The sequence below is a fragment of the Thauera phenylacetica B4P genome (assembly GCF_000310225.1).
GTDB classification, from domain to species: Bacteria; Pseudomonadota; Gammaproteobacteria; order Burkholderiales; family Rhodocyclaceae; genus Thauera; species Thauera phenylacetica.
In genome coordinates this window covers 1-24,525 of sequence record NZ_AMXF01000046.1, presented here as the reverse complement: position 1 = coordinate 24,525, position 24,525 = coordinate 1, and the positions used below count along the sequence as shown (strand labels likewise).

The 24,525-nt window shown below is 69.7% G+C and carries 4 protein-coding genes and 1 pseudogene; 3 read left to right on the top strand and 2 right to left on the bottom strand.

Going from position 1 to position 24,525, the window contains the following annotated elements; all coding sequences use genetic code 11:
* The 3 genes from C667_RS08495 to C667_RS08485 all read left to right on the top strand — a co-directional run.
* The coding region (locus C667_RS08495) for a hypothetical protein (RefSeq protein WP_004360828.1) at nucleotides 1–269 on the top strand (269 nt) is incomplete at its 5' end.
* 214 nt (nucleotides 270–483) lie between these two features.
* Nucleotides 484–20,646 (top strand): cadherin-like domain-containing protein, encoded by a 20,163-nt coding sequence (locus C667_RS08490; protein WP_004360825.1) that lies wholly within the window; start codon nucleotides 484–486, stop codon nucleotides 20,644–20,646.
* A gap of 55 nt (nucleotides 20,647–20,701) precedes the next feature.
* Nucleotides 20,702–21,406 (top strand): PEP-CTERM sorting domain-containing protein, encoded by a 705-nt coding sequence (locus C667_RS08485; protein WP_083881295.1) that lies wholly within the window; start codon nucleotides 20,702–20,704, stop codon nucleotides 21,404–21,406.
* A gap of 796 nt (nucleotides 21,407–22,202) precedes the next feature.
* Here the strand turns inward: C667_RS08485 and C667_RS08480 are convergent.
* Both C667_RS08480 and C667_RS26170 read right to left on the bottom strand, forming a co-directional pair.
* Complete coding sequence (locus C667_RS08480) at nucleotides 22,203–24,035, bottom strand: putative bifunctional diguanylate cyclase/phosphodiesterase (protein WP_004360821.1); 1,833 nt, start codon at nucleotides 24,033–24,035, stop codon at nucleotides 22,203–22,205.
* A gap of 123 nt (nucleotides 24,036–24,158) precedes the next feature.
* Nucleotides 24,159–24,525, bottom strand: a pseudogene (locus C667_RS26170) (DEAD/DEAH box helicase); the annotation flags it as partial.

Genomic DNA, 24,525 nt, shown 5'->3' with positions numbered 1-24,525 from the left:
CCGGCCCGGTCCTCGCCCAGAGGGCGCCCGCGGCCGCCGCCGCGCCCGCCGCGAGCACGCCGACGCCCGAGTGGCGGCGCACCGACGGTTATCGCTTCCCGGCGCTCGCCGACAGCGTGCGCCGCCTGCAGTTCGCCGCGCAGGCGATGCAGCTGCGCGAATACTGTGCCGATCGCCGCGTGCCGGACGAATTCGTGCGCGAGCGCCTGCAGCGCTTCGGCCGCATGACCGGGCGCGAGGAGACCTGTGCCAGCCTGGCGGACTATTGAGCCGATCCGCGTGCGCGAGCGAGCGGCTCGAGCTCCCCGCTCCGGAGTGCTGTCGGTTTTTTTTACACTCACCCTTCCTCCCTTGCGTGATCGACTCGTCGGCGGGTCGATCTTCTCATTCATTCAACGACTTGCCGCATAGGCATGTTTGATGCTTCCACTTGTGGTTGCCGGTGGCTCGAGCCACCCAACCGCACGCCCAGGGAGCACCAAAATGAGCCTCTACACCGAAGAGAAGGTCAACACCTACAGTCCCGACTACCAGTACCAGCCTTCGGTCTCCCCCCTCGCAGGCGGCGGATACGTGGTGGTGTGGACCTCGCGCGGCCAGGACGGCAGCAGCGACGGCATCTACGCGCAGCGCTACGACGCCTCGGGCATCCCGGTCGGGCCCGAGTTCCGCGTCAACAGCAGCACCAGCGGCTACCAGGTCGAGGGGCAGGTCACCGGCCTGTCGGACGGCAGCTTCGTGGTGCTGTGGACCGACCAGAGCGGCCTGGATGGCAGCAGCTACGGCATCTACATGCAGCGCTACTCGGCACTGGGCGTCGCGCTCGGCGGCCAGCAGCGCGTGAATACCACCACCAGCAGCCAGCAGGAGCTGCCCACGGTCGCGGCCTACGACGGCGGCTTCGTCACGGCGTGGGCCTCGTACAGCCAGGACGGCAGCGGCTGGGGGATCTACGCGCAGCGCTACGCCAACGACGGCAGCGCGGTCGGTGCCGAGTTCCGGGTGAACTCCACGACCTCGGGCGAGCAGTACGAGCCCGAGGTCGCCGCGCTCGCCGACGGCCGCTTCGTGGTGGTCTGGCGCGACAACGGCCAGGACGGCAGCAGCTACGGCGTCTATGCGCAACGCTACAACGCCGATGGCACGGCCGCCGGCGGCGAGTTCCGCGTCAACACCACGACCTCCGGCGCGCAGTACGAACCGGCGGTGGCGATGCTCGAGGGCGGCGGCTTCGTCGTGACCTGGCGCTCCGACAACCAGGATGGCAGCGGCGCCGGGGTGTACGCGCAGCGCTACGCGGCCGACGGCTCGGCGCTCGGCGGCGAGTTCCGCGTCAATGAATCGATCAACGGCAGCCAGTACCAGCCCGACGTGACTGCGCTCGCCGGCGGCGGCTTCGCCGTCACCTGGCGCAACGACAACTACGATGTGTCCGGTACCGGGTCGTACCAGGACGTCTACGTGCGCGAATACGACGCGACCGGGGCCGCGCTCGGCGGCGAGGTAAAGGTCAATACTCCGACCCCGACCCAGACCGCGCAGTACGAGCCGGCGATCGCCAGCCTGGGCGCGGGCAACTATGTGGTCGTGTGGCGCTCCGACAACCAGGAGGCGGACGGTGGCTATTCGGGCATCTACCAGCAGCTCTTCGGCGATCCGGCCGAGCTGCCCCGCCAGGCCAATCCGGAACTGAACGAGCTCGGCGGCACGCTGGTGTTCGGCGAGAACAACGTGAACGCCGCGCCGCAGCTCCTCGATGCCGTGGTCAGCCTGCACGACGCGGATTCCGCCGACTTCGACGGCGGACGTGTCGAAATTTTTTACACTCGCTTCGGCAGCGCCGAGGACCAGCTCGGTGTGCGTGACGAAGGCACCGGCGTCGGCCAGATCGGCGTCTCGGGCAGCACAGTCAGCTTCAACGACGGCAGCGGCGCGGTGGCGATCGGCACGATCACGGGCGGCACGAACGGGGCCGGACTGGTGATCGAGCTCAACGCCAACGCGAGCATCGACGCGGTCGAGCAGCTGCTGCAGAACCTCACCTACGCCAACACCTCGAACAGCCCGCAGGCCGAGCGCAGCATCGCGGTCCGGGTCTACGACGGCGACGGCGGGGCGAGCGCCGCGAGCGAGCTGCGTATCCAGGTCGTGCGCGAGGAGGACGGCGCGGCGCGAGTGTGGGCGGAGGAAATTGTCAACACCTGGGGCGCCAGCACGCAGGAATGGCCCTCGACCGCCACGCTGGCCGATGGCAGCTACGTGGTGGTGTGGGTCTCTTCGGGACAGGACGGCAGCAGCGGCGGAATCTACGGCCAGCGCTTCGCCAACAACGGCGAGGCGCTCGGGGGCGAGTTCCGCGTCAACACCCTGGGCAATGGCGACCAGAGCTGGCCGCAGATCGCGGCGCTCTCCGACGGCGGCTTCGTGGTGAGCTGGCAGGACAGCGCCGGCAACGACGGCAGCGGCTGGGGCAACTTCGCGCAGCGCTTCGACGCCGCCGGCAACGCGCAGGGCGGGCAGTTCGTGGTCAACACGACCACCTCGAGCACGCAGTATCACGCCAATGTGGCGGGCTACGACGGCGGCTTCGCCGCGGTGTGGTCCAACGGTTCCGACATCTACCTGCAGCGTTTCGACAACGCCGGGACCAAGCTCGACGGCGAGACCCTGGTGAGCACGATCCCGGGCAGCGCCTCCGCGCAGTCCGGCGCGCAGTACGTGCCGGATGTCGCGGCCTGGACCGACGGGCGCTTCGTCGTGGTTTGGACCGACGCCAGTGCCAACGACGGTAGCGGCGACGGCGTCTTCGCGCGCATCTACACGCCGGGCAGCGGCTTCGGCACCAGCTTCCTGGTCAACACGACCACCACTGGCAACCAGAGCTACAACGGCTACGGCGAATACGTCGCCAACGTGGCGGTGCTCGCCGATGGCGGCTTCGTGGTGGTGTGGCCGTCGGACTCCGGCGACGGCAGCGGCTGGGGCGTGTATGGCCAGCGCTTCGACGCCACGGGCAACAAGGTGGGCGGCGAGTTCCGGGTGAACGAGACCACCACCGGCAGCCAGTACATGTCCGAGGTGACCGCGCTGTCGTCCGGCGGCTTCGTGGTCGCCTTCTACAACGACCACTACGACGTCTCGGGGACGGGGACGCAGAACGACGTCTACATCCGCGAGTACGACGCCGCCGGCAATGCGGTCGACGGCCAGCGCAAGCTCGTCTCGCCCGACAACAGCACGGCCTACCAGCCGGTGGTGGCCGACCTCGGCAGCGGCAACTTCGCGGTGATCTACAGCAGCTACGCCACCAGCGCCAACGGCGGCAACAACACCCATGAGATCCGCCAGCAGCTTTTCGGCGACGCCGCCGAGCTGGCGCGCTCGGCGAGCCCGCAGCTCGCGGACTTCACCGGCACGGTCAGCTTCGTCGAGAACGACGTCAACACCGCCCTGCAGGTCATCGACGCCGCGGTGGGGCTGAGCGACCCGGATTCGGCCAACTTCTCCGGCGGTCGGCTCGACCTCTTCTACCTCCAGGGCGGCAGCGCCGAGGACCAGCTCGGCGTCGTGCATCAGGGCGATGGCGCGGGCCAGATCGGCGTCGCCGGCAACACGGTGAGCTATGGCGGAGTCGCGATCGGCACGATCAGCGGCGGCGCCGACGGCGCCAACTTGCGCATCGACTTCACCAGCACCGCGGCCACGGTCGAGGCGGTGGAGGCGCTGATCCAGCGCCTGGGTTATGGCAACGACGACCAGAACCCCAACGCCAGCCGCACGCTCGGCCTGCGCGTCAGCGACGGCGACGGCGGCACCAGCAACCCCAACATGCTGACGATTACGGTGAGCTCCAGCGTGGACGGCGCGCCGCGGGTGTGGGCGGAGGAGGTGGTCAATACCTGGACCGCGAATGCGCAGGAGTGGCCGGCCACGGCGACGCTCGCCGATGGCAGCTATGTGGTGGCCTGGCAGTCCAACGGTGGCCAGGACGGCAGCGGCTGGGGGATCTTTGCGCAGCGCTTCGCCAGCAACGGCGAGGCGATCGGGCCCGAGTTCCGCGTCAACACCCTGGTCGGTGGCGACCAGAGCTGGGCGCAGGTCGCCGCGCTGTCGGACGGCGGCTTCGTGATCAGCTGGCAGGACAGCGCCGGCAACGATGGCAGCGGCTGGGGCAGCTTCGCGCAGCGCTTCGACGCCGCAGGCAACGCCCAGGGCGGGCAGCTCCTGCTCAACACCACGACCTCGGGCACGCAGTACCACACCAACGTCGCGGCCTACACCGACGGCTTCGCGGCGGTGTGGTCCAACGGCAGCGACATCGTCCTGCAGCGCTTCGACAACGCCGGGGGCAAGCTGGGGGGCGAGACCCTCGTCAGCACCGCGGTCGGCTCTGCCTCGGCGCAGTCCGGCAGCCAGTACCTGCCCGACATCGCCGCGGCAGCCAACGGCGACCTGGTGATCGTTTGGTCCGACGCCAGCGGCAACGACGGCAGCTCCTACGGCGTGTTCGGCCGGCTCTACGATGCGGACACCGCCAGCTTCGGCAGCACCTTCCTGGTGAACACGACGACCGCCAGCCAGCAGAGCGGCGCCAGCGACGACAACCATGCGCCGAACGTGGCCATGCTCGCCGGCGGTGGCTTCGTCGTCGTGTGGTCGTCCACCGCCAACGACGACAGTGGCTGGGCGGTGGTCGGCCAGCGCTTCGACGCCGCGGGCAACAAGGTGGGCGGCGAGTTCCGGGTGAATGAGAGCACCGCCGGCAGCCAGTACATGGCGGAAGTGACCGCGCTGTCGACCGGCGGCTTCGTCGTCGCCTTCTACAACGACAACTACGACGTCTCGGGCGTCGGTACGACCTCCGACGTCTACATCCGCGAATACGACGCCGCCGGCAACGCGATCGATGGCCAGCGCAAGCTCGAGTCGCCCGACAACGGCACGGCGTATCAGCCGGTGGTGGCCGACCTCGGTAGCGGCAACTTCGCGGTGATCTACAGCAGCTACGCCACCAGCGCCAACGGTGGGAACAACACCCACGAGATCCGCCAGCAGCTCTTCGGTGACGCCGTCGAGCTGGCGCGCTCGGCGAGCCCGCAAGTCGGCGACTTCACCGGCACCGTCAACTTCATCGAGGACGAGGTCAACGCCGCCCTGCAGCTCATCGATGCCGCGGTGGGCCTGAGCGATGCGGATTCGGCCAACTTCGCCGGCGGCCGCCTGGATCTCTATTACGTCCATGGCGGCAGCGCCGAGGATCAGCTCGGCGTGGTGCACGAGGGTAACGACGCCGGTGAGATCGGCGTCGATGGCAGCACGCTGCGCTACGGCGGAGCCGCGATCGGCACGATCAGCGGCGGCGCCGATGGCGCCAACCTGCGCATCGACTTCACCAGTGCCGCGGCCACCGTCGAGGCCGTCGAGGCGCTGATCGAGCGCCTCGGCTACAAGAACACGGACGTAAGCCCCAACGCCAGCCGCACGCTCGGCCTGCGGATCAGCGACGGCGACGGCGCCAGCAGCGACGCCAGCACGCTGACGATCACCGTCGGCCCCAGCCTGGACGGTGCGCCGCGGGTGTGGGCGGAGGAGGTGGTCAACACCTACACGCCGAGCACGCAGGAGTGGCCGGCGGCGGTGGCGCTCGCCGACGGCAGCTACGTGGTCGCGTGGGCCTCGTACGGCCAGGATGCGGCCAGCACATGGGGAATCTACGCCCAACGCTTCGCCAACAACGGCGAGGCGCTCGGGGCCGAGTTCCGCGTCAACACGCTGGTCAACGGCGAGCAGAGCTGGCCGCAGATCGCGGCGCTGTCGGACGGCGGCTTCGTGGTGAGCTGGCAGGACAACGGCGGCAACGACGGCAGCGGCTGGGGCAGCTACGCGCAGCGCTTCGATGCCGCGGGTGTCGCCCAGGGCGGGCAGCTCCTGCTCAATACCACCACCTCGGGTACGCAGTACCACACCAACGTCGCGGCCTACCCCGGCGGCTTTGCCGCGGTGTGGTCCAACGGTAGCGACATTTATCTGCAGCGTTTCGACAATGCGGGGGCCAAGCAGGGGGTCGAGACCCTGGTCAGTACCGCGCCGGGCAGCGCCAGCGCGCAGACGGGTGCCCAGTACGTGCCCGACGTCGCGGGGCGCGCCGACGGCGACCTGGTGATCGTGTGGGCCGACAGCGGTGCGAACGACGGCAGCAGCAACGGCGTCTTCGGCCGCATCTACGATGCCGCAACGGACAGCTTCGGCAGCACCTTCCTGGTCAACACCACGACCGACAGCCCGCAGTCCGCCGGCAACAACGGCGACCACGCGCCCAACGTCGCGGTCCTCGCGGATGGCGGCTTCGTGGTGGTGTGGTCGGCCTACGACCAGGACAGCGCCAGCACATGGGGCGTCTATGGCCAGCGCTTCGACGCGGCGGGCGTCAAGGTGGGCGGCGAGTTCCGGGTCAACGAGACCACGGCCGGCGGGCAGTACCAGGCCGAGGTGACCGCGCTGTCGACCGGCGGCTTCGTGGTGAGTTTCTACAACGACAACTACGACGAGTCCGGAGCCGGCACGCAGAACGACGTCTACATCCGCGAGTACGACGCCGCGGGCAACGCGATCGACGGCCAGCGCAAGCTCGAGTCGCCCGACAACGGGACGGCGTATCAGCCGGTGGTGGCGGACCTCGGCAGCGGCAACTTCGCGGTGATCTACAGCAGCTACGCGAGCAGCGCCAACGGCGGCAACAACACCCACGAGATCCGCCAGCAGCTCTTCGGCGATGCGGCCGAGCTGGCGCGTCCGTCGGCCGATCCGGTGCTCGACGACCTGCGCGGCACGCTGACGCTGTCCTACGACAACGCCTCCCCGTTCTACGCGGGCACGGCGCGGACCCTCGATCCCGACGTCTTCGTGCGCGACGTCGATTCCGCCGATTTCGGCGGCGGCAGCCTGATCGTGCAGTTCCTCGACGGAGGCCCGGCCGCGCACGCGAACGAGACGCTGGCGATCGCCGCCGCAGGCCCGATCACCGTGTCCGGCAACGAGGTCAGCTATGACGGCACCGTGATCGGCACCTTCAGCGGTGGCTCGGCCGGCGCGAACCTGGTGGTGAGCTTCGACGCCGACGCCACCGCCGAGGCGGTGCGGGCCTTGGTGCAGAGCCTCACCTATGTGAATACGGTCCCCGGCGGCAGCCAGACCGATCGTTACCTCGGCTTCCGTCTGCTCGACGGCGACGGCGGCGTGAGCGCCGCGCAGCAGATGCTGGTGCGCATCCAGGCGAGCGTGAGCCCGCCGACGGTGGATCTGCAGGACCTCGAGTCGGCGGTCACGCTGACGGAGTCTGCCGCCCAGGTCGGGGTGGTGCTCGATCCGGGTGTGCAGCTCGCCTACAATGGCGCCACCGGCTTCAACGCCGGCAGCCTCACCGTGTCCTATGTCTCGAGCAGCGGCCGGGCGGAAGACCAGCTGTCGATCCGCAATGAAGGCTCCGGTGCCGGCCAGGTCGGCGTGTCCGGCTCGGATGTGAGCTATGGCGGCACGCTGATCGGCACGATCGCTGCCGCAGACAACGGCGCCAACGGCGACCAGCTGGTGATCAACTTCAATGCCAGCGCGACCGCCGCGGCGATCGAGCGCGTGCTCGAGAACCTGAGCTACCGCACGAGCTCCGACGGCCCGCTCGCCGCGCGCACGATCCAGGTGGTGGTGCGCGACGGCGCCGGCGTGGCGAGCAGCGCCAGCCAGATGGTGATCAACGTGACGCCGGAGCTCGACGGCGCCAGCCCGCTGTTCGACGAGCAGCAGGCCAACACCTACGAGGCGGATTATCAGATCACGCCGGTGGTGACCGGCCTGCAGGGCGCGAACGCTGGTGGCTACGTGGTGGTGTGGCGCTCGGATGGCGCGCAGGACGGCAGCTCCTACGGCGTCTATGGCCAGCGCTACGACGCCAAGGGCGCTGCGCTCGGCGCCGAGTTCCAGGTCAACACTTACGCGCAGAGCAACCAGTACGAACCCGAGCTCGCCTCGCTCGCCAACGGCGGCTTCGTCGTGGTGTGGCGCTCGAGCGGACAGGACGGCTCGGGCGAGAGCGTGCACGCGCAGATCTACGGCGCCGATGGCATGGCGGTGGGTGGCGAGTTCCAGGTCAACACCACCACCGTCTACAGCCAGTACGAGCCGGCGGTGGTCGGCCTGTCGGATGGCAGCTTCGTGGTGGCCTATCGCAGCGACTACACCGACGCGAGCGCGAGCTACGCCCAGGACGTGCTGGCCAAGCGCTACGCGGCCGATGGCACCCTGCTCGCCGACGAGTTCACCCTCAACACCACGGTCTCGGGCACCCAGTTCAACCCGCGCCTGGCCGCGTTGCCCGGTGGCAAGTTCGTCGCGGTCTACGGCGACGCAAGCAGCAACGACGGCAGCGGCTACGGTGTGTTCAGCAAGGTGTTCAACGCCGACGGCTCGGTGGCGGTGGCCGAGCAGGTGGTGCCGACCACGGTCGCCGGCAACCAGTATGGCCACGATGTGGCGGTGCTGGCCGACGGCGGTTACGTCGTGGTGTGGTGGTCGTCTGCCGACGACCAGATCCACGGCCAGCGCTTCGACGCTGCTGGCGCGAAGAGCGGCGGCCAGTTCCAGGTCAGCACGGCCGACAGCGTTCCCTTCCAGGACTATGCGCGCGTGGCCGCCCTGGCCGACGGCGGCTTCGTGGTCGCCTGGGACAGCTACACCAACCCGGCGGGCAGCTATACGTACGACGTGCTTCTGCAGCAGTTCGACGCCGCCGGCAACAAGGTCGATGGGGCGGTGGTGGTCAACGCCAACATCGCCAGCACGCAGTACCTGCCCGATATCGCGGCGCTCACCGGCAGCAACTTCGTGGTGGCGTGGGCGAGCTACAACCAGGAGGCCGGCAGCGCCAACAGTTACGGCGTGTTCACCCGCATGTTCGGCGAGCCCGGCACGGTGACGCGCTCGGCCGCGCCGGAACTCGCGGATCTGGTCGCCAGCGTGAGCTACGCCGAGAACGCGGTGAATGCCGCGCCGCAACTGATCGACGCCGCGGTGCGCCTGTCGGATGCCGACTCGGCGAACTTCGCCGGTGGCCAGCTGGTCGCGGCGGTCATCCCGGCCGGACAGAACCAGGCGGTGTACCAGCTCGCGCAGGACCAGCTCGGTATCCGCAACCAGGGCACCGACCCGGGCCAGATCGGCGTGTCGGGCAACACCGTGAGCTACGGTGGCGTCGCGATCGGCACCCTGGTGTCGAACGGTGCCAACGGCGCCGACCTGGTGGTGAGCCTGAACGCCAGCGCGACCCCGCAGGCGGTCGAGGCCCTGATCGAGAACCTGACCTACGCCAACAGCTCCACCGATCCGGCGGCGAGCCGGCTGGTGAGCATCCGCGTCAATGACGGCGCCGGCGGCGCCAGCGCGGCGCACACGGTGCAGATCACCGTGACGCCCGAGCTCGACGGGGCGAGCAGGCTCTTCGGCGAGCAGCAGGTCAACAGCTATGAAGCCGACCAGCAGACCACTCCGGCGGTGAGCTCGCTGCAGGGGCCGAATGCGGGTGGCTACGTGGTGGTGTGGCGCTCGGATGGCGGGCAGGACGGAAGCTCCTACGGTGTGTTCGGGCAGCGCTACGACGCCAAGGGGGCTGCGGTCGGCGCCGAGTTCCAGGTCAACAGCGAGGGGCTCGGCGCGCAATACGAGCCGGCGATCGGGTCCCTCTCCGATGGCGGCTTCGTCGTCGCCTGGCGCTCGGATTCCCAGGACGGCTCCGGTGCGGGCGTCTACGCCCAGCGCTACGGCGCCGATGGCGCCGCCGTGGGCGGCGAATTCCAGGTCAACACCAGCACGGCCTCCAACCAGTACGAGCCGGCGGTGGTCGGACTGACCGACGGCAGCTTCGTAGTGGCCTACCGCAGCGACTACACGGAGGCGACTTCCAACTACCCCTACGACGTGCTCGCCCAGCGCTTCGCGGCCGACGGCAGCCAGCTCGGCGGCGAGTTCACCCTCAACACCACCGTCTCGGGCACCCAGTTCAATCCGCGTCTCGCGGCCCTGTCCGGTGGCAAGTTCGTCGCGGTCTACGGCGACACCGACGCTGCCGACGGGAGCGGCTACGGTGTCTTCGCCAAGGTTTTCAATGCCGACGGCACGGTGGCGGTCGCCGAGCAGGTCGTCCCGACCACGGTGGCCGGCAACCAGTACGGCCACGACGTGGCGGTGCTGGCCGACGGCGGCTTCGTCGTGGTGTGGTGGTCGGCGGACGACCTGATCTACGCCCAGCGCTTCGATGCGGCGGGGGCGAAGGTCGGAGGACAGATCCAGGTCAGCACGGTAGAGAGCAGTTCCTATCAGGACTACGCGCGCGTGGCCGCGCTCGATAACGGCGGTTTCGTGGTCGCGTGGGACACCGGCAACCTCCCTGGCGGCAGCAGCCAGGATGTGGTCGTCCAGCAATTCGACGCTGCCGGCAACAAGGTCGACGGCGCGACCCTCGTCAACACGACGATCGCCAGCCCCCAGTACATGCCGGACATCGCCGGGCTCGCCGGCGGCAACTTCGTCGTGACGTGGGCAGGCTACAACCAGGAATCCGCTACCCCGAATACCTATGGTGTGTTCTCGCAGATCCTGGGCACGCCGGGCTCGATCGTGCGCTCCGCGGCGCCCGAGCTCGTGGATGCGGCGACCGGCGTCCGCTTCGACGAGAACGTGGTCAACGCCACGCCGCAGCTCATCGACGGCGCGGTGCGCCTGTCCGATGCCGACTCGGCGAACTTCGCCGGCGGCCAGCTCGTGGTGAGCGTGCTGTCCGGCTACGGCAACATCCAGCAGGCGCAGCTGGTGCAGGAGGCGAAGGCGCAGGACGCCTTCGGCATCCGCCACCAGGGCAGCGCCGCCGGCCAGGTCGGCGTCTCCGGGACCACGGTGAGCTACGGTGGAGTGGCGATCGGCACCGTCGCCTCGGACGGCCAGGACGGCCGCGACCTCGTCGTGACCTTCAACGCCAGCGCGACCGCCCAGGCGGTGGAGGCGGTGATCGAGAACCTGACCTACGCCAACAGCGTGTCCAACCCGGTCGCCACCCGTACGGTGTCGATCCAGGTGAGCGACGGCGCCGGCGGCGCGAGCGCCCCGCGCCTGGTCACGATCGCGGTGACGCCCGAGTACGACGGCGCCCGCCCGCTCTTCGAGGAGGAGGTGGTCAACACCTGGACGCCGAACGAGCAGAGCCAGCCGGCGATGGCGCGGCTGGCCGACGGCGGCTACGTCACGGTGTGGACTTCGCAGGGCCAGGACGGCTGGGGCTACGGCGTCTTTGGCCAGCGCTACGACGCGCAGGGCGTGGCGGTGGGCAACCAGTTCCAGGTGAACGACTACACGCCGTACGACCAGGTCGAGCCTGCGATCGCGAGCCTGGGCAGCGGCGGCTTCGTCGTGGTGTGGACCGACCGCGGCGGCGCCGACGGCAGCAGCTACGGCGTGTTCGGCCAGCGTTACGACGCCGACGGGCTGCAGATGGGCGAGGCCTTCCTGGTGAATGCGAATACCAGTGGCGCCCAATATCAGCCCGTCGTCGCCAGCCTCGGTGGCGGTTTTGTGGTGGCTTGGCGGTCCGATGCGTACCAGGACGGGCGCTACGGTGACGTCTTCTTCCAGCGCTTCGACGCCAACGGCCAGCCGCTCGGCGCCGAGACGCGCGCCAACACCAGCACCGGTTTCGAAGACAACTCCCAGTACGAACCCGCCATCACCGTGCTCGCCGACGGCAGCTTCGTGGTCACCTGGCGCTCGGATGGCAACTCGGACGGTGACGGCGGCTATGCCGGGGTCTTCGGCCAGCGCTTCGCTGCCGACGGCAGCGCGCTCGGCGCCGAGTTCCAGATCAACACCTACACTCCGTACTACCAGTACGAACCCAGCATCGCCGCGCTCGCCGACGGCGGCTTCGTGGTGGCGTGGACCTCGTACTACCAGGATGGCGGCAGCACGACCGGCGTGTTCGCGCAGCGCTACGACGCCGGCGGCAATCCGGTCGGCGACGAGTTCCGCGTCAACACGACGACAACCGACAGCGAGCAGGCGCCCTCGGTCGCCGGCTTGGGCAACGGCGGCTACGTCATCGCGTGGGCCGCGGGCGGCGAGATCTGGCTGCAGCAGTACGATGCCGCCGGCCTGCCGGTAGATGGCCAGACCCGGGTGGATGCGAAGGACGCCAACTGGGCCCAGGATCCGGTGGTGCTGGCGCTGTCGAACGGCAACTTCGTGGTGAGCTGGACCGACTACCAGGACGATGCCGACGCCAACAGCTATGGCATCTTCCAGCGCGTGTTCGGCGACCCGGCGGACTTCAGCCGCCAGGCCAATCCGGAGCTGGTGGACGTGGCCGAGTCGGTGAGCTTCCGCGAAAACGCGGTCAACCTCGCGCCGCAGCTGATCGACCCCGGAGTGGGCCTGGTCGATGCGGATTCGGCCAACTTCGACGGCGGCCGCCTGGAGGTCGACTACATCAGCGGCTACGGCGGCCAGGACCAGCTCGGCATGGAAGGGCTGGAGAACCAGGACCAGCTCGGCATCCGCTCCGAGGGCGACGGCCCGACCCAGGTGCGCGTGTCGGGGCTGAACGTCTATTACTCGGGCGTGCTGATCGGCACCATCGTCGCCGACGGCAGCAACCACGGCAAGCTGGTGGTGGCGTTCAATGCCGACGCCACGGTGCCGGCGGTCGAGTCGGTGATCGAGAACCTCACCTACCAGAACACCTCGAGCAACCCCTTCGCCAGCCGCACGATCTCGATCCGCGTGACCGACGGTGACGGCGGGGCGAGCGATGCGAAGTTCGTCACCATCAACGTGACGCCCGAGGTCGATGGTGCGGTGCCGCTCGGCCTCGAGCACGAGGTGAACACCACGGTGGCCGGCCAGCAGACTCATCCGGCGATCGCCCACCTGGCCGACGGCGGCTACGTGGTGGTGTGGACCGACGAGGGCGGGGCGGACGGCAGCAGCTACGGGGTGTATGGCCAGCGCTACGACGCCGACGACAACGCGGTGGGCGGCGAATTCCGCGTCAACACGACCACGACCGGCGCGCAGTACGAGCCGCAGGTCGTCGGCCTGTCGGCGGGCGGTTTCGCGGTGGTGTGGCGCTCCGACAGTCAGGATGGCAGCGGCGCCGGCGTGTATGCGCAAGTCTTCGACGGTGTCGGCGCGGCTGTGGGTGGGGAGACGCTGGTCAACACGCTGACCACCAGCAGCCAGTACCAGCCCGATGTCGCCGCGAGCGCCGATGGAGGGTTCGTGGTCGCGTGGTACCACGATGGCTACAGCGCGTCCAACGCCGAGTACGCGGACATCTTCTTCCAGCGCCTGGATGCGAGCGGTGCCAAGCTCGGCGCCGAAACGCGCGCAAACCCGCCGCTCGGTGAGACCTTCGTCTATCAGTCGGAACCCGCGATCGCCTGGCTGGAGGATGGCGGCTTCGTGGTGGTGTGGACCGACTCGAGCACCGACGGCAGCAGCGACGGCGTCTTCGGCCAGCGCTTCGACGCGAGCGGCAATGCGGTGGGCACCGCCTTCCGCGCCAACACCTACACCGACGGCAGCCAGTCCGAGCCCGATGTGGCCGCCCTCGAGGATGGCGGCTGGATCGCGGTGTGGCGCTCCGACGGCCAGGATCTGAGCAGCGCCGGCGTGTATGCGCAGCGCTACGCCGCCGACGGCACCACCGTGGGCACCGAGTTCCGCGTCAACACGACGACCTCGAGCAATCAGTACGAGCCGGCCGTCACCGGCCTGGCCAACGGCGGCTGGGTGGTGAGCTGGACCGACCAGTACGGCGCCGCGGCCAACACCTACGACGTCTTCCTGCAGCAGTACGACGCCGCCGGACGCCAGGTCGATGGCGAGACCCTGGTCAACAGCTACGTGCCCTACGTGCAGCACCAGCCGGCGATCACCGCGATGGCCGACGGCGGCTTCGTGGTGGCCTGGTCGTCCTATGTGTACTCGAGCGACGGCAACGGCGACGGCCTGCCCGACGGCGGCAACGACACCTACGAGATCCGCCTGCAGCGCTTCAGCAACACCGCGCCCCAGATCTCGCCCTTCACGGTCAACGGCCAGGAAGAGGCGGTGATCGTGCTCGACGCCCAGCTCTTCATCGACAGCTTCAGCGATGCCGAGGGCCAGAACCTGGCGGCGATCCGCATCACCACGCTGCCGGCCGAGGGCACCCTGAAGGTGGATGGCGTGGCGGTGTTCCCGGGCCAGGAGGTGAGCCTCGCCGAGCTGCAGGCCGGCAAGCTCAGCTATCAGGGCGACGTGGATTACTTCGGCCTCGACCAGTTCGCCTGGACCGGCAGCGACGGCGTCGCCTACGCGCCCAACCCGGTGTTCTCGATCATCAACCTCGCCAACGTCAATGACGCGCCCGCGCTGCAGGCCGGCGCCGACGACACCGCGGCCGAGGGCACCCGGTTCAACCACGCGATCACGCTCGGCGACCCCGACCCCGACACCCACCTGATCACGGTGGACTGGGGCGACGGCTCGGCGCCGACGCAGTATTCGACCAGCGATGCGGTGTTCAACATCTGGCACTACTTCCCGGACGACGGCAGCTACACCGTGACCGTGACCGCGAACGACCAGGCCGGGCAGGGCAACAGCATCGAGACCGACAGCTTCGAGGTCGTGGTGTCCAACGTGGCGCCCGACCTGACGCTGTTCGGCAACGCCACGGTCGAGCAGAACCTGCCCTACACGCTGACGCTGGGCAGCGTCTATGACCTGGGCGACGACACCGTCAGCGAGTACCGCATCGACTGGGGCGACGGCACGCCGGTGCAGGTGATCGCCGCCGGCGACCTGCCGGCCAACCGCGAGCTCGTCCACACCTACACGAGCACGGGCGACCGCACGATCTCGGTGACGCTGGTGGACGAGGACGGCACCCACGCGGGGGTCGATACACAGCTCGTCCAGGTCAGCGCACCTGCCGAGGTGCTGACGGTGAATGCGGGCGCGGACCTGACGGTGAACGAAGGCCAGTTCTTCGTGCCCTCGATCAGCTTCGCCGATCCGACCGACACCGACCCGGCCGGCCGCCTCTACACCATCGACTGGGGCGACGGCAACACCAGCAGCGGCCGGACCTTCAACCCGTCCGCGCTCGGCGTCGGGCACACCTACGCCGACGGCGACGCCACCTACACCGTCACGGTGACGGTGGACGACGACGGCGCGCAGTCGGGCAGCGACAGCTTCGAGGTCACGGTGAACAACGTGGCCCCGACGCTGAACCTCACCGGCGGCGGCAGCGTGGCCGAAGGGGCGTTGTATACCCTGGCCATCTCGCACAGCGACCCGGGCGCCGACACCATCGCCAGCTACACGATCGACTGGGGCGATGGCGGTCCGGCGCAGGCGCTGACCGCGGCCGCCCTGGCCGCGGCCGGTGGCAGCGTGACCCACGTCTATGCCGACGGCGCCGCCGGCGGCACGGCACGCACGATCACGGTGAACGCCACCGACGAGGACGGCACCTGGACGCAGACCAAGGCGCTCACGGTGAACAACGTCGCGCCGACGATCGCGCTCAGCGGCAACCTCACGGTGGATGAAGGTTCCACCTTCACGCTGAACCTGGGCGCGGTCACCGACCCCGGGCAGGACACGCCCACGAGCTACACGATCAGCTGGGGCGACGGCGCGGTCGAGGTGGTGAACAGCCTCGGCGACTACACCCACGTGTATGCCGACGGCACCACCAACCGCACGATCACGGTGCTGGTGACCGACGAGGACGGCCAGCATGCGAATGCCGGCACACACACGGTCACGGTCAACAACGTGGCGCCCGCGGTGGCGCTGACCGGCGCCGACCAGACGGGCGAGGGCGCGTCCTACGAACTGAACCTGCTCGGCAGCGATCCGGCGGGCAGCGCCGACACGCTGAGCTACAGCATCGACTGGGGCGACGGTTCGCCTGTGCAGGTGCTGAGCGCCGCGCAGCTCGCTGCGCTCGGCGGCAACGTGGACCATGTCTTCGCGGATGACGAGGACGGCCTGGCCAATGCCACCGACCGCACGATCACGGTGACGGTGAGCGACGAGGACGGCGGCAGCTCGATCACGACCAAGACGGTGACGGTGAACAACGTCGCGCCGGTCGCGGCGGTGTCGGGTGCGGCCACGGTCGCGGAGGCCGCGAGCTACACGCTGAGCGTGGGCGCGGTGGTCGATCCGGGCACGGACAGCGTGTCCGGCTACTCGATCGACTGGGGCGACGGCAGCGTCGACAGCTTCACGCCGTCCCAATGGGCGGCCGCGGCGGGCAGCTTCAGCCACGTCTATGGCGATGGCGGCCTCGGTGGCACGCCGGTCCTGGTCACGGTGCGCGCGACCGACGAGGACGGCGAACACGTGCTCGGCACCCAGGCGGTGACGGTGGAGAACGCCGCGCCGACCGCGGTGCTCGGTGGCGCGGACGCGACCGACGAGGGCGCGTCCTACGTGCTGGGTCTGGCGGGCAGCGACCCGGCGGGCAGTGCCGACACCTTGTCCTACAGCATCGACTGGGGTGACGGTTCGCCCGTCCAGGTGCTGAGCGCCTTGCAGCTCGCCATGCTCGGCGGCAACGTGGCGCACGTGTTCGCGGATGACGACGACGGCCCGGTCAACGCCAGCGACCGCACGATCACGGTGATGGTGAGCGACGAGGACGGCGGCAGCTCGACCACGACCAAGACCGTGACGGTGAATAACGTGGCGCCGACGATCGACGCCACCGGCGCCACCACGGCGACCGCCGGTCTGGCCTACACACTCGACCTGTCCAACTACTTCGATCCGGGCGCCGACACCCTGCTGGCGGACGGCATCGAGGTCGATTGGGGCGACGGCACGGTGACCCAGGTCGGCACGCTGGGCGAGCTCAACCACACCTACGCCAGCGCCGGCACGCCGACGATCCGCGTCAGCCTCACCGACGAGGATGGCCGCTTCGCCGACGTGGCGACGATCGCCCTCACGGTGGCCGCGCCGGCCGATACCGTGACGATCGCAGGCCAGGCACCGGGTGCGGTGGCGGAGGGGGAGACCTTCGCCCGCAACATCGTGTTCACCGACGGCGAGGACAGCGGCGGCGACGGCTGGAGCTACGACGTCCTCTGGAACGACGGCGTGGTCCAGAGCGGGACCACGACCAGCACGGGCTTCGTCCTCAGCCGCGCGGCGGCGGACGGCGCCGCGACGCTGCAGGCCACCATCACGGTCACCGACACCAGCGGTGCGGACAGCGACACCGAGGAGCTGGTGCTCGAGGTCTCCAACGTCGCGCCGGTCGCCGCGGTGAGCGGTGCGGGCACGGTCGTCGAGGCCGCGAGCTATACGCTGAGCGTGGGCGCGGTGGTCGATCCGGGCACGGACAGCGTGTCCGGCTACTCGATCGACTGGGGCGACGGCAGCGTCGACAGCTTCACGCCCGCTGAATGGGCGGTGGCTGCGGGCAGCTTCGGCCATGTCTATGGCGACGGCGGCCTCGGTGGCACGCCGCTCCAGATCACGGTGCGCGCGACCGACGAGGACGGCGAGCATGTGCTCGGCACCCAGGCGGTGACGGTGGAGAACGCCGCGCCGAGCGCGGTGCTGGCTGGCGCGGACGCGAGCGACGAGGGCGCGTCCTACGTGCTGGGCCTGGCGGGCAGCGACCCGGCGGGCAGCGCCGACACGCTGAGCTACAGCATCGACTGGGGTGACGGTTCGCCCGTCCAGGTGCTGAGCGCTGCGCAGCTCGCTGCGCTCGGCGGCAACGTGGGCCATGTCTTCGCGGATGACGAGGACGGCCTGGCCAATGCCACCGACCGCGCGATCACGGTGACGGTAAGCGACGAGGACGGCGGCAGCTCGATCACGACCAAGACGGTGACGGTGAACAACGTCGCGCCGGTCGCCGCGCTCTCTGGCGCGGCCACGGTCGCGGAGGCCACCAGCTACGCGCTGAGCGTGGGCGCGGTGGTCGATCCGGGTACGGACAGCGTGTCCGGCTACTCGATCGACTGGGGCGACGGCAGTGTCGACAGCTTCACGCCTGCCGAATGGGCGGTGGCCGCGGGCAGCTTCGGCCACGTCTATGGCGATGGCGGCCTCGGTGGCACGCCGTTCCTGATCACGGTGCGCGCGACCGACGAGGACGGCGAACACGTGCTCGGCACCCGGGCGGTGACGGTGGAGAACGCCGCACCGAGCGCGGTGCTCGGTGGCGCGGACGCGAGCGACGAGGGCGCGTCCTACGTGCTGGGCCTGGCGGGCAGCGACCCGGCCGGCAGCGCCGACACGCTGAGCTACAGCATCGACTGGGGTGACGGTTCGCCCGTCCAGGTGCTGAGCGCTGCGGAGCTCGCCGCGCTCGGCGGCAACGTGGAGCACGTCTTCGCCGACGACGACGACGGCCCGATCGACGCCAGCGACCGCACGATCACGGTGATGGTGTCCGACGAGGACGGCGGCAGCTCGACCACGACCAAGACGGTGACGGTGAATAACGTCGCGCCGACGGTCGCGCTCTCGGGTGCGCCGACCGTGGTCGAAGACATCGGCTACACCCTCACGCTCGGAGCGGTGACCGACCCGGGAACCGACACGGTGGTCGAGTACGTGGTCGACTGGGGCGACGGCAACGTCGAGTCCTACGCTGCGGCCGGCGACGTCAGTCATGTCTTCGCCGATCCCGGCGTCTACCAGATCAGCGTGGCGCTGCGCGACGACGATGGATTGCACGCGGCCGCAGGCAGCCTTCCGGTGACGGTCACCGCCGGTGGTGGTGGCAACACGCCGCCGACGGTGCAGGACGAGACCTACACGGTCCATGCCGGCGACGTGCTGGCGGTGAATGCGGCGGCGGGTCTGCTCGCCAACGACTCGGACGCCGACGGTGATCCGCTGCAGGTGATGAACTACGAGGCCCCGGCCAACGGTTCGCTGACTGTGGTGACCGACGGCTCCTTCACCTACACCCCGAACGCCGGCTTCGTCGGCACCGAGGTGCTGACCTACACGGTCAGCGACGGCACCACCACGCGCACCGGCGAGCTCACGATCGTGGTCGAGAACGAGGCGCCGGTGGTCAATGACGAGACCTACTCGGTCCACGCCGGCGAGGTGCTGGCGGTGGGTGCGGCGGCGGGCCTGCTCGCCAACGACACGGACGCCGACGGCGACGTGCTGCGGGTGCTGAACATCGAGGCCCCGGCCAACGGTTCGCTCAACGCGTTGACCGACGGTTCCTTCACCTACACCCCGAACGCGGCCTTCGTCGGCACCGAGGTGCTGACCTACACGGTGAGCGACGGCATCACCACGCGCACCGGTACGGTGACGATCGAGGTCGAGAACGAGGCACCGGTGGTCAACGACGAGACCTACACGGTCCACGCGGGTGAGGTGCTCACAGTGGGTGTGGCGGCGGGCCTGCTCGCCAACGACACGGACGCCGACGGCGACGTGCTGCGGGTGCTGAACATCGAGGCCCCGGCCAACGGTTCGCTCAACGCGTTGACCGACGGTTCCTTCGCCTACACCCCGAACGCGGCCTTCGTCGGCACCGAGGTGCTGACCTACACGGTGAGCGACGGCATCACCACGCGCACCGGCGAGCTCACGATCGTGGTCGAGAACGAGGCCCCGGTGGTCAACGACGAGACCTACACGGTCCACGCGGGTGAGGTGCTCACAGTGGGTGTGGCGGCGGGCCTGCTCGCCAACGACACGGACGCCGACGGCGACGTGCTGCGGGTGCTGAACATCGAGGCCCCGGCCAACGGTTCGCTCAACGCGTTGACCGACGGTTCCTTCACCTACACCCCGAACGCGGCCTTCGTCGGCACCGAGGTGCTGACCTACACGGTGAGCGACGGCATCACCACGCGCACCGGCGAGCTCACGATCAACGTCGAGAGCGTGGTGCAGACGGAACGCATCGGCGACGCGCCTGCGCGGGTGACGAGTTCCACCCAGTTCGCGACTGCGTGGAGCGATCCGCTACTGCATGGCATTCGCCATACCGATGACGCGGATGCGGCGGCGCCGACCTGGACTGCGGTGCAGTTCAACACGCTCAACAGTGCCGTGTTGTCCGGTGGTGACATCTACAACGGGGATCTCGGCGTCAGCGGACAGGTTGCGGCGACCAGCAGCGTGCGCCAGGAAATCGATGGTACCGAGGCGCTACGCTTCGATCTCGCCGCGCAGGCAAACAGCGTGACGGTCGACCTGTCGCGCTTCTTCGCCAGCGACGACGGCTCGATGCACTTCGAGGCCGGACGCCTGCGCCTGCTGGATTCAAGCGGCAATGTCGTCGCCGAGACGGGCTTCGTCGCGGACTCGACGACCGGAAGCAAGACCGTGACCCTGGATGCCGCCGCTGGCTTCAGCACCATCGAGCTCAGCGCGGGGGCCTACAACGGCAGCGACTTCGTGTTCGGCGCGTATGCCGATGCGGGTGGTGATTTCGCCACTGCGATCTACACCGATTCCGCAGGGCAGGCGCACGGCAGCGAGTTCCTGGTCGACTGGATCGAGGTCGATTTCCAGGTGCCGCTGGTAGGGGTGGCCGACCCGATCGGGGGCTGAACTGTCGGAACTTTTTACAGGGCACTTGCTGACGTATTGCAAGTAGCTGAAAACAATGGCCTTCAATGAATGGCACGGTTTTCGCTACTGCAATACGTCGGTTTTCAAAACAGAGGGGACAGAGATGAATGCAGGCAATTTGGGTGGACCGCTGATGCGCAGCCTGTGTGCGGCAGGGCTCATCGCCACGGCGCCGCTCGCGAGCGCGGCCGTGCTGGTGTCGCAGCCGTTTTCCGCCGGGGGGGAGAGTTTCCTGTCGACCTTCGATGGCGGCTTGATCAACGCGGATTCGTTCTCGCTCGGTGGCGCGGTGGACGTGACTTCGATCGCGTGGTGGGGGACGGAGGCAGCGGGCGGCGGTAGCTTCTCGGTGCGGGTCGCGTCCACGCTAAATGGGCTGCTTTCGGCCTCCGCCTTGGGTGGCACCGTCGCGAGCGCGTCGGCGAGCGCTACGGACAGCGATCAACGGGCGCTCCGCCGATTCGAGTTGACGCTCGGAAGCGCGCTCGGACTCGGTGGTGGGACACATTACCTTGCGATCGGCTACGAAGACGCCAATTCCGAGTGGCATTGGACAGCGGGCAATAACGGCGACTCGGTCAGTTACTACAGCGATGCTCAGGGTTGGTCCGAAGACGACGTCGACTTGTCGTTTGAGGTGGTTGGCGAGCGTCGTCAGACCGTTCCCGAGCCCGGCATCCTCGCGCTGCTCGGTCTCGCCGGCATCGGTGGCCTGCTCGCGCGTCGTCGGCGTCTTTGAGGCGTTGCACCCGAGCCGAGCGTTGAGCCCGGCTCGGAAAATTCGCAGCGCCCGCAGCGCCTAGATCCCACCCGACCGTGATGGTTCATGTAGGAGCGCCGGCAGGCGCGAATGCGGCGGTGAAACGCGCGCGGCGTCTGCCGGAGACGCCGGGTTCGCAGCTGCCGCAGCTCCTACATCCCATCCGAACCGCGATGGTTCATGTAGGAGCGCCGGCAGGCGCGAATGCGGCGGTGAAACGCGCGCCGCGCCCGACGGAGCCGCCGGGTTCGCAGCTGCCGCAGCTCCTACAACCCGCCCGGACCGCTACGCCCTTGTAGGAGCGCCGGCAGGCGCGAATGCGGCGGTGGAATGCGCGCCGTGCCTGTCGGAGCCGCTGGGTTCGCAGCTGCCGCAGCTCCTACAACCCGCCCGGACCGCGACGCCCTTGTAGGAGCGCCGGCAGGCGCGAATGCGGCGGTGGAACGCGCGCCGCGCATGTCGGAGCCGCCCAGTTCGCAGCTGCCGCAGCTCCTACATCCCATCCCGACCGCGACGGTTCATGTAGGAGCGCCGGCAGGCGCGAATGCGGCGGTGGAACGCGCGCTGCGCCCGTCGGAGCCGCCAGGTTCGCAGCTGCCGCAGCTCCTACAACCCGCCCGGACCGCTACGCCCTTGTAGGAGCGCCGGCAGGCGCGAATGCGGCGGTGGAACGCGCGCCGCGCATGTCGGAGCCGCCGGGTTCGCAGCTGCCGCAGCTCCTACAACCCCTCCGGATCGCGACGGTTCATGTAGGAGCGCCGGCAGGCGCGAATCTTCACAGGTTTCGTCGGATGCGGTCGCCGCCGCCGGTTGCCACCGCGATCGCGGCCGCGAACTCCCGCGCCGCCAGCGGCCGCCCGAACAGCGGGCCTTGCTGCAGGTGGCAGTCGAGCGCGCACAGGAAGGCCTGCTGGCCGCGGTTCTCGACGCCGCGCGCGTAGATCTCCAGCCCGAGCGTGCCGGCGAGCGCGCCGATCGCCTCGACGATGGCCTCGCTGTCCTCGCTGCGGCCGACACCGCGCACCAGCTCGGGGTCGAGCTTGAGGGCGGCGAGCGGGAAGCGGCGCAGGCGCGGGATGGACGACAGGCCGCGGCCGAAGTCGTCGATCGACAGGCGCACGCCGGTTGCGGCGATGCGTTCGAGCGTGGCGGCGAGCGTCGGGCTGTCGAGCGCGAGCACCTTCTCGTCGAGGTCGAGCTCCAGCCGATCGGCCTTCAGCCCGGACGTGCGCAGCGCGGCGGCGACGCGGGCGGCAAAGTCGCCGCGCATCAGCTGTTCCACCGAGACATTCACCGTGAGACGCAGGCGCGTGCCGTCGTGCGCCGGCGGCCAGTCGGCGGCGTGGTGGCAGGCCGTGGCCAGCACCCAGTCGCCGACGTCGGCGAGCAGGCGGGGATCGCCGACGGCATTCATGAACTGGCGGTAGGGCAGCAGGCCGAACTCGGGGTGGCGCCAGCGCAGCAAGGCCTCGCCGGCACGGGTGCGGCCGGAGCGCGCATCGACCAGCGGCTGGAAGTGCAGGGTCAGCTCGTCGGCCTGCAAGGCGTGGCGCAGGCCGCGTTCGAGCTGGCTGCTGTCGAAGCCGGGGCCGTCGAGCCGGGTGTGGAAGGCGCTGCAGCAGTTGCCGCCGAGCCGGCGCGCCTGCTCGAGCGCGCCCTTGGCGTTGCGCAGCAGGGTGTCGAGGTTGCGCCCGTCCTGCGGATAGAGGGCGAGGCCGGCGCTGGCGGTGATGCGCTGCGGCCCGCCGCCGAGCTCGAAGGGTTCGGCGACCGCGCGCAGCAGGCGGTCGGCGAACTGCTCGGCGCTGCCCGGGAGATCCGGCTCGGGCAGCAGCACGATGAAGCTGTCGCTGCGCTCGCGCGCCACCAGGGCCTCGGGGCCGGCCGTCGCTGCGAGCCGTCGCGCGATGCGGCGCAGGGTTTCGTCGCCGGCGCTCTCGCCCAGGCTGCGATTGACCGCGGCGAAGCCGTCGAGGTCGAGGCGCAGGATCGCGATGCTGCCGTGACGGCCGGCGGCGCGCACCGCGCAGTCGCCGAAGCGCGCCTCGAGCATGCGGCGGTTGGCCAGGCCGGTGAGCGGGTCGTGGCTGGTCAGGTACATCGACATCGACGGCGCGTCGTCGAAGGTGCGCGCGCCGCCTGCCGCCGGGTGCGGCGCTGCGAGGTCGGGGCCGCCCGTTCGGTCGTCCGCGCTGGCCGCGGGCGCGCTGAGGATGATGGCGTGGATGCCGGGCCGCAGCCGTGGCGCGCAGTTGAACTCGAGCGTGCGCAGGCCGCCATCGGGGAGGGCGAAGTCGAGGCGGCCGCGGCGCTCGCCCTCGATCAGCAGGCGCGCGCGCGCGGCGAGGAAGGCCTGGCCGTCGGGGAAGAGGTTGGCGAGCGGACGCCCGGCGACGTCGCGGTAGTCGCGGCCGAGCAGGCGGCAGGCCGCGCTGTTGGCGTCGAGCACGACCTCGTCGCCAGTGATGAGCAGGCCCTCGTCGAGCAGCTCGAGCAGGGCGAGGTAGACGCCGGCCTCTGCACCCTCCGAAAGGTCCGCAACGAAGAGTTCGGCAGGGGAGGGGCCGGGGGAGGGTGGCAGGCCCGGCAGGCGTCCGGAAGGGTTCACGACGGCGTGGCGGTGCGGGGAGGGTCGGTGCAGGCACCCCGTGTTGGGAGGCCTGCGAGTGAGATCACAGCATAGCCGATGCCTGCGTCCCGCCGTGCGGCGAATAGGGGCCGCGAGCGGCCCTTATTTGCGCCCGAGGCCGCCGAGCAGCACCGCGATCGGGCGCTGGTGGCGGCGCAGCGGGTCGGGCTTGCCTGCCGCCGCCGCGGTGGGCTGGGTGTGCTCGGCGACGACGATGGGCGGATTGACCGGCTCGTAGGGCTTGGAGAAGTCGAAGCCGTCGGCGGCGATGGTGGAGCGCCCGCGGCGGGGGCCGGCGCGCAGGCCTTCGCGTTCGCGCGCCGGTTCGCGACGACCTTCGCCACTGCGTTCGCCGCTGCGCTCGCCACTGCGCTCGCCACTGCGCTCGGCGCCACGTTCGCTGCTGCGCTCGGCGCCACGTTCGCGGCCGCCGGAGCGCGGCGCCGGAGCGTGCGCCTCGGTGTCGGCC

What these genes read in the sequence shown, in the direction of transcription:
- C667_RS08490 (WP_004360825.1), top strand. Translation starts at nt 484, where the DNA reads ATGAGCCTCTACACCGAAGAGAAGGTCAACACCTACAGTCCCGACTAC.
- C667_RS08485 (WP_083881295.1), top strand. Translation starts at nt 20,702, where the DNA reads ATGGCCTTCAATGAATGGCACGGTTTTCGCTACTGCAATACGTCGGTT.